Origin of the sequence: Streptomyces sp. NPDC005878 (genome assembly GCF_040629815.1) — a bacterium.
GTDB lineage: Bacteria > Actinomycetota > Actinomycetes > Streptomycetales > Streptomycetaceae > Streptomyces.
The window spans coordinates 125,327-140,404 of the sequence record NZ_JBEXWK010000022.1 but is presented as its reverse complement, the minus strand read 5'-3'; the positions used below and the strand labels follow the sequence as shown (position 1 = coordinate 140,404).

Sequence of the window (15,078 nt, the reverse complement as noted above, 5' to 3'; positions counted from 1 at the left end):
GGCGCGAACCTCGCGGATGGCGGCTGGATGATCGGCGACAACCCGACCGGAGACATCGGCTGTCCATCGCGCCACCGGAAGGGGTGAATGCACGTAACTTTCCCACCGCCGTGGCGTTCCGTCGCGCTACGGGGCCGAAGAGTAACGGAGCGTCAGGCAGCGGCCACCGCACTGGAGTTCCGCTCCCGCGACTGCTCGCGCAGCTCCTTGCGGGCGGCGCGCCGCACCGCGGCCAGCACCGGGTCGACGGTCGGCACGGCGGCGAGGAGCTGCCGCGTGTACGGGTCCTGGGGCGATCCGTACACGTCGTCCACGGCGCCCTCCTCCACGATCCGGCCCCGGCGCATCACCGCGACCCGGTCGCTCACCTGCCGTACGACGGCGAGGTCGTGCGCGATGAAGACGAGCCCGAGCCCGAGTTCTCGCTGCAACTCCGCGAGGAGGGCGGTGACATGGGCCTGGGTGGTCACGTCGAGGGCGGAGACCGGCTCGTCGCAGACGATCAGCTGCGGTTCGGCGGCGAGCGCGCGGGCGATGCCGACGCGCTGGCGCTGGCCGCCGCTGAACTCGTGCGGGTAGCGGTCGTAGCGGTCCGGGTCGAGGCCGACCCTTTCCAGGAGCTCGCCCACGCGCGCGCGGATGCGCCCCTCGTCCCGTACGCCCGAGGCGCGCAGCGGGTCGGCCACCGACTCGCCGATCGAGCGGCGGGGGTTGAGCGAGGCGACCGGGTCCTGGAAGACCATCTGCACGGCCGTGCCGTCGCGGCGGATCGTGCCGGAGGTGGTGTCGAGCAGGCCGACCAGCATCCGGCCGAGCGTCGTCTTGCCGCTGCCGCTCTCCCCGACCACGCCGAGCGTCTCGCCGCGCCGCACGGTGAGCGAGACCCCGTCGACGGCGGTGAACGCCGACTTGCCGCGCCCGAACACCTTGCGCAGGTCGCGGGCTTCGAGCAGCGGCTCACCGGCGGCCGAGGCGTCCGGCCTGGGCGCGTCCAGGCGCGGCACCGCCGAGAGCAGCTCCTTGGTGTACGCGGCCTTCGGCGCGCCGAGCACGTCCCGTACGGGCCCGCGCTCGACCGCGCGGCCCTGGCGCATGACCAGGACGTCGTCGACGCTCTCCGCCGCCACGCCCACGTCGTGGGTGACCAGCAGCAGCCCCATCCCGGTCTCCTGGCGCAGCCCGTGCAGCAGGTCGAGGATCTGGGCCTGGACGGTGACGTCGAGGGCGGTGGTCGGCTCGTCCGCGATCAGGAGCCGGGGCTCGCAGGCCAGGGCCATCGCGATGAGGGCGCGCTGGCGCATCCCGCCGGAGAACTCGTGCGGGCGCGAGCGCGCCTTGCGGGCGGCGTCGGGGATGCCGACGCGGTCGAGCACCTCCACGGCACGCGCGCGTGCGGCCCGCTTGGTGCCGCCCCGGTGCACCCGGTAGACCTCGGCGATCTGGTCGCCGATGGCGTAGTACGGGTCGAGGGAGGAGAGCGGGTCCTGGAAGACCATCGCCGCCACTCCCCCGCGCAGCCGCCGCAGTTCGGCGTCGGAGGCCTGCTGGACGTCGGTGCCGGCGACCTTCACGCTCCCCTCGACCAGGGCGCCGGTGCCGCGGTGCAGGCCGAGCAGGGCGTAGGCGGAGGCGCTCTTGCCGGAGCCGGACTCGCCGACGACGCCGAGGGCGGCGCCGGGCTCCAGGGTGAAGGAGAGCCCGTCCACGGCCCGGGTCTCGCCGAAGGCGACGGCGAGGTCGGTGACCTCCACCAGGGGCGCGGGGTTTCGCGCCTGGGGCTCGGTCATGACAGCACCACCCGTCGGTCGGCCATCGCGTACAGCGCGTCCGCGACGGCATTGGCCAGTACGACGAAGAACCCGGTCGTCATGACGACGCCGACCACGATGGGCAGGTCGACGTGGCGGACCGAGTCCACCAGGAGCTTGCCGATGCCCTGGATGCCGAAGAGCGACTCGGTGAGCACGGCGCCGCCGAACATGGAGCCCGCGTCCAGGGCGCTGAGCGCGATGACGGGGGCGACGGCGCCGCGCAGGGCGTGCTTGCCGACGATGGCCCGCTCGGTGAGTCCGTACGCCCGGAAGGTGCGCACATGGTCCTCGGCGAGGGTCTCCAGCATGGAGCTGCGCACCAGGCGGGCGTACTTGGCGCTCTCGATCAGGGCCAGCGAGATCCACGGCAGCAGCAGTCCCCAGAACCACTGCTCGGGGCTGTCCGAGAAGGGGGTGTACTGCGGGAACGGCAGCCAGCCGAGCGTGGAGCAGAAGACGATGATCAGTACCAGGCCGATCACGAAGACCGGGGTGGAGAAGCCGACGAGCGTGAGCCCGGTCAGGGTCCGCTCGACGGCGCCGCCGCGCTTCCACGCGGAGAGCAGCCCGGTGCCGACGCCGAGCACGATCCACAGCACGAAGGCGCCGATCACCAGCGAGCCGGTGACGGGCAGCTTGTTGAGGAGGATGTCGGTGACCGGTGAGTCCTGGCGGTAGGACAGCCCGAGGCAGGGCGCGTCGCAGTGGACGACGCCGACGCCGGAGGAGAAGTCCCGGCCGACGAAGAGTCCCTGGAGGAAGTGCCAGTACTGGACGGGGAGGGGGTCGCCGAGCTGGAGGCGGTCGTGCACCTGGGCGACCTGGGCCGGGGAGCAGCGCTCGCCGCAGACGATCTGGGCGACGTTGCCGGGGGCGGCGTAGAAGACGAGGTAGACGACGACGGAGAGGGCGAGCAGCACGAAGACCGCGCCGCCGAGCCGCCGCAGCAGAAAGCCCGTCACTTGGAGGCCTCCTTGGGGGATGTGGCGGCGTTCTCGCGGGCCCTGGCGTCCTTGCGGGAGGTGACGCCGACCTTGAGCCGGGAGGCGGCCCTCGGGTCGAGCGCGGTGCGCACGCCCTCGCCGACGACGGTCAGGGAGAGGACCGTCACGAACAGGAAGCCGGCCGGCAGCAGCAGATACGTGGGCGCCGACTGGTACCAGGTGTTGGCCTCGGTGAGCATCTGGCCCCACGAGGGCGTGGGCGGCTTGATGCCGACGCCGAGGAAGGAGAGCGCCGCCTCGATGGAGACGTTGGCGGGCACCAGCAGCACGCCGTACGTGATGACGGGCGCGGCAAGGGCGGGCAGCAGCTCGCGCCGGGCGATCGCGAGGCGGCCCCAGCCGCTGAGCCGGGCCGCCGAGACGTAGTCGAGGGACTTGAGGCTGAGCGCCGAGGAGCGCACGATCTTGGAGGTGCCGGACCAGCCGACGACCGCGATGACGCAGGTGATCAGGACCGGGCGGGGCACCGAGTCGGGTACGACCGCGATCAGGCCGAGGCCGATGACGAGCAGCGGAAGCGCCACCACCACGTCGGTGAACCGGCTGATGACCTGGTCGGCCCAGCGCCCGCCGAGCGCGGCGAGCAGTCCGAGGCTCACCCCGATGAACACCTGCACCAGGGTGGCGATGAAGGCGACGCCGAGCGAGACCCGGGCTCCGTAGACGAGCCGTGCGAACAGGTCGCGGCCGGTCTGCGGCTCCACGCCGAGCCAGTGGTCGCCGCTGACGCCGCCGAACGCGCCCTTGGGCACGCCGCCGGCGGCGGAGTCGATCAGAGTCGGGTGGAAGACGTTGGGGTCCTGCCCCTCCAGGGCGGTGAGCAGGGGCGCGGCGAGCGCGACGAGCACGAGCAGCGCGAAGACGACGGCGGCGACGGTCACGGCGCGCTGGGCGCGCAGCCGCCGCCAGAACTGACGGGCCCCCGAGGCGGGAGCGACCAGGGGGGCCGCTCCCGTCTCCGAGGCCAACAAGGCCTCACTGCTCATGGCTACTTGACCGCTACCTGGGAGATGTCGAGCACACCGGTCCAGTCGCTGATGACGACGTTCTTGACGTCCTTGCCGACGAGCCGCTTGTAGACCGGGTGGAAGAGCGGGACGACCACGGCCTGCTCACCGATCTTCTTGTCGAGGGCGCCCCAGCGCGGCGCGGCGGCCGCCAGGTCGGTGAGCTTGTTGATCTCGTCGACCTCCTTGTTGACGGCCGGGTCGTCGAGGAAGCCGGTGTTGAAGTTGGCGCCGTCCTTGACGATCTGGCGGCCGTCGAAGATCGGCGCGAGGAACGGGCCGCCGGAGGGCCAGTCGGCGCCCCAGCCGCGCAGGAAGAAGCCGGGCTCCTTCTCGACGCTCTGGATGGTGTCGTTGTAGTCGTTGGCCTCCAGTCCCTGGAGCTTGACCGTGATGCCGGCCTTCTTCAGGGCGTCCTGGAGGGCGGTCGCGACCTCGGGGCCCTTGGGGCCGCCCTTGGCGTTGGTGTGGGTGAGCGTGACGGTGAGGCCGTCCGGGTGGCCCGCCTCCTTCAGGAGCTCCTTGGCCTTGGCCGCGTTGCCGGAGTCGCCCGCCGGGAAGTGGTCGAAGTCGGCGTGGCCGAACGCCTTCTGGTTCGGCAGGAAGGTGGTGGCGGGCTCGGCGAGCGAGGAGCCGCCGACCGCGTTGATCACCGAGCTGCGGTCCACGGCGTACGCGATGGCCTGACGCACCTTCGGGTCGTCGAACGGCTTCACCTTCGGGTTGAACCCGATGTAGTTGGTGTAGCCGAAGTGGCCGGTGCCCACGCGCGCGGCGAGCGCCTTGTCACCGCCGATCTTGGCGAGCTCGGCGGGGCCGAGGTTGGTGTCGGTGGTGACGGCCGCCGAGTCCGGCCCCTGGGAGGCGGACAGGCGCTGGTTGATGACGGAGGCGTCGAGGCCGGAGCGCACGTCGATGGTGTCCGGGTACGCCTTGCGCTCGGCGTCGGTGGCCTCGGACCAGTGCGGGTTGCGCTCCAGGACCAGGTGCTCGCCGTCGTTCTCGTTCTTGACGACCTTGTACGGGCCGGAGGAGACGGGGTGCGACTCGTACTTGGTGCCGGTGTCCTTGGCCTTGGGGACCGGCGCGAACTGGGTCTGGGTCGCCAGGTAGGGGAACTCGCCCTCGGGCTTGTTCAGGTGGAAGACGATGGTCTTGGCGTCGGGCGTCTCGATGGAGGCGAGGCCCTTGCCGCCATCCTTGTAGGGACCCTGGTAGGTGGCGCCGCCGACCAGCCAGTCGCGCAGGTAGGGCGCGCCGCCGGAGAGCTCGGCCGCGAAGGAGCGCTCGATGCCGTACTTGATGTCGGCAGTCGTGATCGGCGTGCCGTCCTCGTACGTGAGGCCGTCCTTGAGGGTGTACGTCCACACCGTGGCGTCGGCGTTGGGCTTGCCGGTGTCGGTGGCGAGGTCCGGGACGACCTTGGTGCCCTCGGCGCCTGCCTCGCGGTTGCGGGTGGTGAGCGTACGGAACACCAGGGACGGAACGTTTCCTCCGCCCGAGGTGTAGAGCCGCGCCGGGTCGAAGTCGGTCTGCGGCTCGTTGTTGAGGACGGAGAGCGTGCCGCCCTTGGCGGGCTTGGCGTCCGAGCCGCCGCCGGCGTTCTTGGCGCCGCTGTCGTCGGGGCCGCAGGCGACGGCGCCCACGGCGAGAACCACGGCTATCGCTGCCGCTCTTGCGACGTTTCCGGACATCTGGCGCATCGGAATGAAGACCTCTCGGGGTGACTGCCGGGCAGGGGCGAACGGACGCGGGCGTCTGTACCGGCCCATGACGGCGTCATGGTCTTCGGACAAGAGGGAGTGCTGCGCCCGCGCGGATGAGCAAAGACGGAAGTACCCGGACGCAGAAAGGAGAAAACTGCGCGCGAGTGGGCGTCAGCAACAGTGAATGTCGGCTACGCAGAGCCCGGTCACGCCGATCAGCGCCAGCTCGATGGCGGCGCGTGCGGGAGTGAAGGGGCGGTGCGGCATGCCGAGAACTATGCAAAGCCCCGCTGTCCACTGTCAACCGAGATTGAGACAGTCGTCCCACAGTGTGGACAGCAGGGCCGGACTGGTCTCAACCAGTCGGGTAGACCCACGGGTTGGGACGGCACTTGATCCCGTCTATGTCCAAGGACTTGGTCTGCTGCTGCATCACCGGAGCCAGCGCCCCCGGAGTGCGACAGCTCACATGCCCATGGCCGAGCCGGTGTCCCACCTCGTGGTTGATGAGCATCTGCCGGTAGGCGAACATCGCCTGGGCCCCGAACGTCTCCGAACCCTGCGCCCAGCGGAACGCGTTGATCATCACGCGCTCGGTGGCGGCCGAGTCGCAGGAGACGTTCTCCTCGGTGACGTCCAGCTCCGACTTGGCGCACCAGGTCCCGGTGGTGCCGGGGCTCGCCAGGGTGACGACGAAGTCGGGCTTGCCGGAGGAGACGCGCTCGAAGGTCTTCGCCCCGTCGTGCGCCCAGCTGCGGTCGTCGTTGAGGGTCTTCTGCACGGCCTCCGCGAAGAGGGCGCCGTCCAGTTCGAGGCCCTTCTCGATGTCCACCCGGTAGCGGTACTTGCGCCCCTTGCCCGGCGCCGCCGCGGAGCCCGGCACGGTCTCGAACTCGCCGGAACCTTTCAGCTTGGGGTCGATCGGGTACTGAAGGGCCATCTTCTGCTCGTACGTGGCGGGCTTGGCCGGGGCCGCCTGCTGGGGCGTCGAGCGGTCCTTGGAGCGGGAGGCGGGGCCTTCGCCGCCGCGACCGCTGCCGTCGGCCGCCTGGGCGCCGGCGCGGTGGCCGTCGTCGGACGTGACCTGCCCGGCCACCACGACCGCGAGCACGGTGGTGACGGCCGCCGCCGCGATCCCGGTGAGGGTGCGGCCCTTGACGGACCTGCCCTTCCTGGCGGTCTGCTGCTCGTCCTCCGGCTCGGCCCGTTCGGGGGCCGGGGCGGGAGCGGGTACGGATACGGGGGACGGCCGGGCCGCGGTGGGCGCCGGAACGATCCTGCGCTGCTCACCCGTGTCGGCCACGACCATCCGGCGGTGGGAGCCGGTGCCCATCGGATCCGGTCCGCGCCGGGCGCCCGGGCCGGTGGGACCGACCCCGCGGTGGGCGCCGGTGTCCGTGGGGGCGGCTGTGCGGTGGCCGCCGGTGTCGGACGGGTTGGCGACGCGGTGGGAGCCGGTGTCCGTCCAGTCCGCCACGCGGTGGGAGCCCGTGTCCGACGGGTTGGCCACGCGGTGGGATCCGGTGTCCGTCCAGTTGTCGACGCGGTGGGAGCCCGTGTCGGACGACGACGGGTTGGGGGCGCGGTGCGTGCCGGTGTTCGTCCAGTCGGCGCCGTCGAAGGCGTCCACGTACTCGCGCCGGGGTCCCGGTATTCGGACACCGGGCCCGGGGTGGGCCGGAGCGGCGGGGCGCGGCGCCGAGGGCTCGCCCCAGCCGCCCCCGCTCTCGTGGTGCTCGGGGTGACCGCCGCGGACCGGCACGCCGTGCGCGGGGGTGGTGCCGCCCTGGTGCGGGGCGGAGGTGCCCGGAGCCGGCCGGCTCCCCGGGAGGCGGCCGGCCGGGCGGTCTTCGGTGCGGCGGCGTCTGCCCGCCGGCTGCGTGCCCTCCGCCGCGGGCAGGGGCCCGGTGGCGTCGGCGGCACGGGTGGCATCGGGAGTGCCCGCGGCGCCCCTGGGTCGGCTGTGTCGTCCCACGCCCCGGATCAGCTCCTGTTTCCGCAGTCGTCGAGCAGGTCCCGGAAGGCCTGCGCGACCGCCTCCGGGTACTCAATCATCGCCAGATGCCCGGCATCGGGCACGGTCAGCAGTCTCGATCCGCGGAACGCGGCGGCGGCTCTGCGGGCCATGCGGAGGCCGACGAGCCGGTCGCGGCCGCCGTACACCAGCAGGGTGGGCGCGAGCACGCGCTCGGCCTGGCGCCACAGCCCGTGCTGTCCGCCCAGGGTGTAGGCGTTCACCACGCCCCGCGCCGAGCGGACCATCGCGTCCCAGAAGTACGGCAGCGCGAGGCGCCGCTCCATCTCCTCGACCGCCGCTCGGAACGCCTCGGGGCTGATCAGGCCCGGGTCGCCGTAACACAGCGCCATCGCCCCGCGCGTACGCTCCTCGACCGTCCAGTCCTTGGTCATCCGGGCGAACAGCGAGGCGACGCCCGGCACCGCGATCAGGGCGGTGGGCCAGGCGGTGTGCTGGGCGCGGAGCTCGGGGAGCGCGGGCGAGATCAGGGTGAGGGTGCGCACCAGGTCGGGGCGGACCGCCGCGACCCGGGTGGCGACCGCGCCGCCCAGCGAGTTCCCGAAGAGGTGGACGGGGCCGCGGTCCTCGGCGTCCAGCAGCCGGATCACCGCGCGCGCGTGGCCGGTGACCGAGTAGTCGCCGTCGTCCGGTGGCGCGGAGTCCCCGAAGCCGGGCAGGTCCACGGCCTCGCAGTCCACCGTGTCCGCGAGCAGCGGCATCAGGGCGGACCAGTTCTGCGAGGAGCCGCCGAGCCCGTGCACGAACAGGGCGGGGGCGAGGCCGGAGGCCGCACTCGGACGGGTGCGGATGTTCAGCGTGAGGCCGGGCAGACTCACCGGGCGCAGCTCTTCGCCGTCCGCCACCCGGACCGCGCCCACCCGGGGTACCGGGGCGGCAGCGGCGGCAAGGGTTTCCGGCAGCTCGGTCGAAGGCATGCGGCAATGTTACGAGACGATCACACCGTGGTTCATGTGTTCGCCGTCACAGACCGCATAGCGGTGCGCAGACCTAGCCCATAGGCTCGTTATCAAGCCCTCGAAAAGGGAGCAATCATGCCCGTCGACCCCAGTGATCCCGAAATGTTCGAGGAAGATTTCCAGGAAGAAGCCGGCACCGTGGAGCTCGACGAGGAGACCCCCGAGGCGGACGCGGCCGAGCAGCAGACCGAGGTGCGCCACGACCGCGACGATCCGCTCACCCGGGTCGACCCGAACGTGGCGAACGAGGCGGATGCGGTCGAACAGGCCCGCGTGGTGGCCCTCGACGAGGACGACTACCGCTGATTTGTTCGGATAACCGGGCCTATCTCCGGCTACCCAGCGCGTCCGGTCCGTGAAATTCTGCGTGCGCACCGCGCACAGCCGGGTTACCCAAAAGTACGATGGCGGCGCGCGTCCATCGCGCACGAGATCAATTTTTGGGAGGCGGCGTGACAGCCATCGAGCAGACCGAGGCGGCGCGCCCGCGAGGCACGCGCCTGCCCCGCCGGGCCCGCCGCAATCAGCTTCTGGGCGCGGCCCAGGAAGTCTTCGTCGCACAGGGCTACCACTCGGCCGCGATGGACGACATCGCGGAGCGGGCCGGTGTCTCCAAGCCCGTCCTCTACCAGCACTTCCCCGGAAAGCTGGAGCTCTACCTGGCCCTGCTCGACCAGCACTGCGAGGCGCTCCTGCTGGCCGTGCGCACGGCGCTCGCCTCCACCAGCGACAACAAGCTGCGGGTGGCGGCGACCATGGACGCCTACTTCGCGTACGTGGAGGACGAGGGCGGCGCCTTCCGCCTGGTCTTCGAGTCCGACCTGACCAACGAGCCCGCCGTGCGCGAGCGCGTGGAGCGAGTCAGCCTGCAGTGCGCCGAGGCGATCTCGGACGTGATCGCCGAGGACACCGGCCTGTCCAAGGACGAGTCGATGCTGCTGGCCGTGGGCCTGGGCGGGGTCTCCCAGGTGGTCGCCCGCTACTGGCTCTCCAGCGAGTCGGCGATCCCCCGCGAGAAGGCGGTGCAGCTGCTCACCTCGCTGGCCTGGCGCGGTATCGCGGGCTTCCCGCTGCACGGCACCGAAGGCCACTGAACAGCGCCTGCGGGGCGCGGGTGTTCGCTCCTAGCGTGCGGCGCCGCGCCCGTCCGGGTCCCCTCTCCGGGCTAATGTGTGCGGGGTACAGCGCGGCTGACCGCGCACCGCAGACCGTCGGAGGGACATAGCCGTGGAGGTCAAGATCGGCGTGCAGCACGCGCCCCGGGAGATCGTTCTGGAGAGCGGGCAGTCCGCCGAGGAGGTCGAGAGCGCGGTAGCCGACGCCCTCGCCGGCAAGGCGCAGCTGCTCAGCCTCCAGGACGACAAGGGCCGCAAGGTCCTCGTGCCGGCCGACCGGATCGCGTACGTGGAGATCGGCGAGCCGACGGTTCGCCGGGTGGGCTTCGGCCAGCTGTAGCCCCGTACGACAGGGAACGAGGAGCGGCCCGGCGGTCATCGACCGCCGGGCCGCTCTCCTGTGCGCGCCGCCCGCACGCCGCGCGCCGGGTGGGCGCTTCCCGTGCCCCCGCTGTGCTCCACACGATGAGGTGAGGGTTGCGTTCCGCGAGCCTCGGGTAGGACGGCAGGTGACCCGATAGCCCTGGCCACACACCGCGGGAGGGACGTACATGCTCCTGGAAGCGCTCGGCTCCGTCGTGCTCGGAATCGTTCTCGCCTGGACTGCCGCGTCCCGTCTGCCACACCGTCTGCCAGAGCGGCGAACCGTTTTCGCGGTGGGCTCGCTCGGCGCCCTCTTCGGCGCCTTCCTGACCCACTCCGCGGTCGGTCCGGGGCACGCGGTGACCACGATCGTCGGCGCCACCTTCATCGCGGTGGTCGCGCTGTCGCTGCTGCTGCGCCCGAGGGGCCGTCTGCGCCGCTCAGCGGCGTAGACGGCGAAGCTCCGGCGTCCCTACGCGGCGAGGCCCAGCGCGGCCATGCGCTTGGTGTGCGCCTTGGTGATACGGGCGAACATCTCGCCCACCGCGGCCAGGTCGAAGCCGTCCGCCATGCCGCCGACCAGCATCGTCGACAGCGCGTCGCGCTCCGCGACCACGCGCTGGGCCTGCGAGAGGGCCTCGCCCATCAGCCGCCGCGCCCACAGCGCCAGCCGGCCGCCGAGCCGCGGGTCGGCCTCGATCGCGGCGCGCACCTTCTCCACCGCGAAGTTGCCGTGGCCGGTGTCGTCGAGCACCGCGAGCACCAGGCCGCGGGTGTCCGAGTCGAGCCGGGCCGCCACCTCGCGGTAGAAGTCACTGGCGATCGAGTCGCCCACGTACGCCTTGACCAGGCCCTCCAGCCAGTCCGACGGCGCGGTCTGGTGGTGGAAGTCGTCCAGCGCCTTGGCGAACGGCTCCATCGCGGCGGTCGGCTCCGCGTCGATCTCGGCGAGACGGTCGCGCAGCCGCTCGAAATGGTGGAACTCGGCCGAGGCCATCTTCGCCAGCTCCGCCTTGTCGGCGAGCGAGGGCGCCAGCTTGGCGTCGTCAGCCAGGCGCTCGAAGGCAGCCAGCTCGCCGTACGCGAGGGCGCCGAGCAGGTCCACCACGGCGGCCCGGTACTGCGGCTCGGCCGAGGCCGTCGCCCAGTCCTGGGCGGCGATGCCGGTGGGTCCCGCGGTGGCCTCGGCGTTCTCGGCGCCAACGGCGTCCCCCGTGTTCCCCGTGTTCTCCGCGGGCTCCGCGTTCTTACCGGCGTCGGCAGCGGGCGCGGCGGCTTCGGTTCCGGCCGCGTTGGCGTTGTCAGGCGTCTCCATGCAGCGCACAATAGCCCGCTCCCGGCAGGGGGGAAGGGCCTGGTCAGCCAGAGCGCCCGACCGGTTCCCGGGAATTCGCCCGACACACATGCGCGAATCCGGGGTACAGTGGTAATGAGCCTGCCGAGGATCATGTATTCGGCGGGCGGCTTGATGAATGAGGATGCCCGGTCGGTCGCCCGGTCGGCTCCGACCCGACAGCCCTCCAGTGCGGCACGTGACATTACGTAACCGCAGATGAGGGACCCTCAGCGGCACGAGCGCTTGAGCGACGGCAGTGGTCCCGCGCCACCCGGCCCGGTCGATCCCCGACACCTGGCCGGATGGACCCACGGCACGGTAAGACCCGCCGCGTTCGCCTCCGTACCGCGTCTCACAGAAGAGGCAGCACCCTGACTACGTTCCGAGACCTCGGGATCCTCCCCGAGACCGCCGAAGCCCTTGAGGCCGTCGGTATCGTGTCCCCGTTCCCCATCCAGGAGATGACGCTCCCCGTCGCGCTCTCCGGCTCCGACGTCATCGGCCAGGCCAAGACCGGCACCGGCAAGACGCTCGGCTTCGGTCTGCCGCTCCTGGAGCGCGTCACCGTCCCCGCGGACGTCGAGGCGGGCCGGGCCAGGCCCGACCAGCTCACCGACGCCCCGCAGGCGCTCGTCGTGGTCCCCACCCGCGAGCTCTGCACCCAGGTCACCAACGACCTGCTCACCGCCGGCAAGGTCCGCAACGTCCGCGTGCTCGCCATCTACGGCGGCCGGGCGTACGAGCCGCAGGTCGAGGCCCTCAAGAAGGGCGTCGACGTGATCGTCGGCACCCCCGGCCGGCTGCTCGACCTGGCGGGCCAGCGCAAGCTGGACCTCTCCCACGTCCGCGCGCTCGTCCTCGACGAGGCCGACGAGATGCTCGACCTGGGCTTCCTGCCCGACGTCGAGAAGATCATCAACATGCTTCCGGCGAAGCGCCAGACCATGCTGTTCTCGGCGACCATGCCGGGCGCCGTCATCGGCCTGGCCCGTCGCTACATGTCGCAGCCCACGCACATCAGCGCCACCTCGCCGGACGACGCGGGCGCGACCGTGGCCAACACCACGCAGCACGTCTTCCGCGCCCACTCGATGGACAAGCCGGAGCTCGTCGCGCGCATCCTCCAGGCCGAGGGCCGCGGACTCGCGATGATCTTCTGCCGTACGAAGCGGACGGCCGCCGACATCGCCGAGCAGCTCGCCAAGCGCGGCTTCGCCTCCGGCGCGGTCCACGGCGACCTCGGCCAGGGCGCCCGCGAGCAGGCGCTGCGCGCCTTCCGCAACGGCAAGGTCGACGTGCTGGTCTGCACCGACGTCGCCGCCCGCGGCATCGACGTCGAGGGCGTGACGCACGTCATCAACTACCAGTCGCCCGAGGAGGAGAAGACCTACCTCCACCGCATCGGCCGCACCGGCCGCGCGGGCAAGAAGGGCATCGCGGTCACGCTGGTGGACTGGGACGACATCCCGCGCTGGCAGCTGATCAACAAGGCGCTGGACCTGGGCTTCCCCGACCCGGTCGAGACGTACTCCACGTCGCCGCACCTGTTCGAGGAGCTCAACATCCCGGCGGGCACCAAGGGTGTCCTGCCCCGAGGCGAGCGGACCCGTGCGGGTCTGTCCGCCGAGGTGCTGGAGGACCTGGGCGAGACCGGCGGCCGCGGCCGCAAGTCCGCCGCCGCCGCGCCGGTCGCCACCGAGGAGCGCGCGCCGCGCACCCCGCGCCAGCGCCGCCGCACCCGGGGCGGCTCGTCGGCCGAGACGGACGCCCAGGCGCCCGTGGCCGCGGAGCCGGCCGCCGCGCCGGAGGCCGAGGCCCCCGCACACACCGAGAACACCGAGAACACAGCGAACACCGAGAGCGCCGAGCCGCGCACCCCGCGCCGCCGTCGCCGCACCCGTGTGGGCGTGGCCCCGGTGGAGGCGGCTCCGGCCGCCGAGACCGTGACCGCCCCGGTGGCCGTCGCCGAGCCGGTGGCAGCGCCGGCCGCGGAGACCGTGGTGGAAGGTGCGGAGGCCGTGGAGGCCGAGACCAAGCCGCGCCGCACCCGGACCCGCAAGTCCGCGACCGTAGCCGAGCCGGCCGCCGCGCCGGCCGCCGAGGCCGTGGTGGAGACCCCGGAGGCCGAGACCAAGCCGCGCCGGACCCGGACCCGCAAGGCCGTCGCCGAGACGCCCGTCGTCCCGGCGCCCGCCGCCGAGGCAGCACTCCCCGCCGCCGAGCCGGTGGCCGCCGCCCCGCGCCGCCGTACCCGCAAGGTGGCGGAGCAGGTCGTGGAGGCCGTCGCCGAGGCGCCGGTCAAGCCCCGTCGCCGGGTGCGCAAGGTGGCGTCCTCCTCCGAGGTCGGCTTCCTGACCCCGGAGTCGGCCGCCCTGGAGATCGCCGCCGCGAAGGCCGCCGAGGCCGCCGCCCAGCCGGCCGGCTCGCGCAAGAAGGCCGTCGCGGCCGAGCCGGAGGCGTCCGTCGCCGCCGAGCCCAAGCCGCGTCGTACGCGCGCGAAGAAGACCGCGGAGGCCGCCCCCGAGGCGGCGGCGGAGCCCAAGCCCCGCCGTACCCGCACCCGCAAGGTCGCGGCGCCCGAGGCGTAAGCACACCGCTCTGTCGGCCCGGCACCCCCACGGGGTGCCGGGCCGACGTGCGTCCCGGGGCGGCCCGCCGGAGCCCCCGCACCCCGGTTACGCTCGGCATATGAGCAAGCCCCGGTCCCTGGCCCTGCCCTCGGGCACCCGCGCGTACCCGCTGGAGACGCCCCGCGGCCGCTTCGCCGTACTCGACTGCGAGCCGCTCGGAAACCGGCTCGGGACGGCGCTGCTACTGCCCGGTTTCACCGGCAGCAAGGAGGACTTCCTCGCCCTCCTGGAGCCGCTCGCGCGCGCCGGGTACCGGGCGGTGGCGGTCGACGGACGCGGCCAGCACGAGAGCCCCGGGCCGCGCGGCGCGTCCGGCTACACGCCGCGCACCCTCGCCGAGGACGCCGTGGCCCAGGCGACGGCGCTCGGGGACGGGCCCGTGCACCTCGTCGGCCACTCCTTCGGCGGCCTGGTGGCGCGCGCGGCCGTCCGCCTCGCCCCGCGCTCCTTCGCGTCCCTGACGCTGCTGGCGTCCGGGCCCGGGCACGTCGGGCCCGAGCAGCGCGCCAAGATCCGGCTGCTGCGGGCCGCGCTTCCGGTGCTGCCCCCGGCGGCGGTGTGGGCGGCGACGCGGTGGCTGGACAGCAGGGACCCGGCGTACGAGCCGGACACGGAGGAGGTCGCGGAGTTCCTGCGGCGGCGCTGGTTCAACACGCGGCCGGGCCAACTCATCGCGGCGGGCCGCCAGTTGCGTACGGAGCCGGACCGCACCGAACAGATCGCCGCGCTTCCCGTGCCGCTGCATGTGGCGTACGGGGACGAGGAGATGGTGTGGACGGTGGAGGAACTGGCGGCGCTGGCCCGGGACACGGGGGCGCGCCACACGGTGATCCCGGGCGCGGGCCACTCCCCCAATGTGACGCACGCGGAGGGGCTGGCGGGGGCCTTGACGGAGTTCTGGGCGGGGGGGCGTGGGGGTTGCCGGTGACCCCGGTCCCGGGGGGCTTTCGCCTGCGGGACGACTTCGGCTGCGGGCCGGGGGTGGGCGCTCGCGCAGTTCCCCGCGCCCCTTATCAGGCCCGGACTTTGACTGCGGGTCCGCCTGGGTTACTCGCGCCGTTCCCCGCGCCCCTGAGAGGCCGGTCATTCACCTGCGGGCCGGTGGGGCTTGT

General features: G+C 72.8%; 14 protein-coding genes. 6 read left to right on the top strand and 8 right to left on the bottom strand.

Annotated elements, in window-relative coordinates:
- Positions 1-152 precede the first annotated feature (152 nt).
- From ABZ404_RS27885 to ABZ404_RS27855, 7 genes are all read right to left on the bottom strand, one after another.
- Positions 153-1,787, bottom strand: coding sequence for an ABC transporter ATP-binding protein (locus ABZ404_RS27885; protein WP_358836426.1), 1,635 nt, complete (start codon positions 1,785-1,787; stop codon positions 153-155).
- On the bottom strand, positions 1,784-2,773 hold the full coding sequence (locus tag ABZ404_RS27880) for an ABC transporter permease (RefSeq protein ID WP_358836425.1): 990 nt from the start codon (positions 2,771-2,773) through the stop codon (positions 1,784-1,786). The genes ABZ404_RS27885 and ABZ404_RS27880 overlap by 4 nt, the downstream gene beginning before the upstream one ends.
- Positions 2,770-3,801 (bottom strand): ABC transporter permease, encoded by a 1,032-nt coding sequence (locus ABZ404_RS27875; RefSeq protein ID WP_358836424.1) that lies wholly within the window; start codon positions 3,799-3,801, stop codon positions 2,770-2,772. The genes ABZ404_RS27880 and ABZ404_RS27875 overlap by 4 nt, the downstream gene beginning before the upstream one ends.
- Before the next feature lie 2 nt (positions 3,802-3,803).
- Positions 3,804-5,525: an ABC transporter substrate-binding protein gene (locus tag ABZ404_RS27870; RefSeq protein ID WP_358836423.1), complete on the bottom strand. Its 1,722-nt coding sequence runs from the start codon at positions 5,523-5,525 to the stop codon at positions 3,804-3,806.
- A gap of 174 nt (positions 5,526-5,699) precedes the next feature.
- The gene (locus ABZ404_RS27865) at positions 5,700-5,795 is read right to left on the bottom strand and encodes an Ms4533A family Cys-rich leader peptide (protein WP_324616262.1); all 96 of its coding nucleotides are present in this window, start codon (positions 5,793-5,795) and stop codon (positions 5,700-5,702) included.
- 88 nt (positions 5,796-5,883) lie between these two features.
- Positions 5,884-7,503 carry a DUF3152 domain-containing protein gene (locus ABZ404_RS27860; protein ID WP_358836422.1) on the bottom strand — a complete coding sequence of 540 codons (1,620 nt, stop codon included), beginning with the start codon at positions 7,501-7,503 and terminating at the stop codon, positions 5,884-5,886.
- 8 nt (positions 7,504-7,511) lie between these two features.
- On the bottom strand, positions 7,512-8,480 hold the full coding sequence (locus ABZ404_RS27855) for an alpha/beta hydrolase (protein ID WP_358836421.1): 969 nt from the start codon (positions 8,478-8,480) through the stop codon (positions 7,512-7,514).
- A 117-nt stretch (positions 8,481-8,597) separates the two neighbouring features.
- Here ABZ404_RS27855 and ABZ404_RS27850 point away from each other — a divergent pair, with 117 nt between their 5' ends.
- From ABZ404_RS27850 to ABZ404_RS27835, 4 genes are all read left to right on the top strand, one after another.
- Positions 8,598-8,828 (top strand): hypothetical protein, encoded by a 231-nt coding sequence (locus tag ABZ404_RS27850; protein ID WP_358836420.1) that lies wholly within the window; start codon positions 8,598-8,600, stop codon positions 8,826-8,828.
- Positions 8,829-8,974: 146 nt separating this feature from the next.
- Complete coding sequence (locus ABZ404_RS27845) at positions 8,975-9,616, top strand: TetR/AcrR family transcriptional regulator (RefSeq protein ID WP_190090017.1); 642 nt, start codon at positions 8,975-8,977, stop codon at positions 9,614-9,616.
- 133 nt (positions 9,617-9,749) lie between these two features.
- The gene (locus tag ABZ404_RS27840) at positions 9,750-9,977 is read left to right on the top strand and encodes a DUF3107 domain-containing protein (protein ID WP_067163735.1); all 228 of its coding nucleotides are present in this window, start codon (positions 9,750-9,752) and stop codon (positions 9,975-9,977) included.
- 211 nt (positions 9,978-10,188) lie between these two features.
- Positions 10,189-10,452: a hypothetical protein gene (locus ABZ404_RS27835; RefSeq protein WP_358837554.1), complete on the top strand. Its 264-nt coding sequence runs from the start codon at positions 10,189-10,191 to the stop codon at positions 10,450-10,452.
- A gap of 20 nt (positions 10,453-10,472) precedes the next feature.
- On the opposite strand, the gene ABZ404_RS27830 is transcribed toward ABZ404_RS27835, so the two are convergent.
- Complete coding sequence (locus tag ABZ404_RS27830; protein WP_358837553.1) at positions 10,473-11,324, bottom strand: ferritin-like fold-containing protein; 852 nt, start codon at positions 11,322-11,324, stop codon at positions 10,473-10,475.
- 314 nt (positions 11,325-11,638) lie between these two features.
- On the opposite strand from ABZ404_RS27830, the gene ABZ404_RS27825 reads away from it, so the two are divergent.
- Positions 11,639-13,924 carry a DEAD/DEAH box helicase gene (locus ABZ404_RS27825; RefSeq protein WP_358837552.1) on the top strand — a complete coding sequence of 762 codons (2,286 nt, stop codon included), beginning with the start codon at positions 11,639-11,641 and terminating at the stop codon, positions 13,922-13,924.
- A 100-nt stretch (positions 13,925-14,024) separates the two neighbouring features.
- Positions 14,025-14,894, top strand: a complete 870-nt coding sequence (locus ABZ404_RS27820; protein ID WP_358837933.1) for an alpha/beta hydrolase — start codon at positions 14,025-14,027, stop codon at positions 14,892-14,894.
- Positions 14,895-15,078 lie beyond the last annotated feature (184 nt).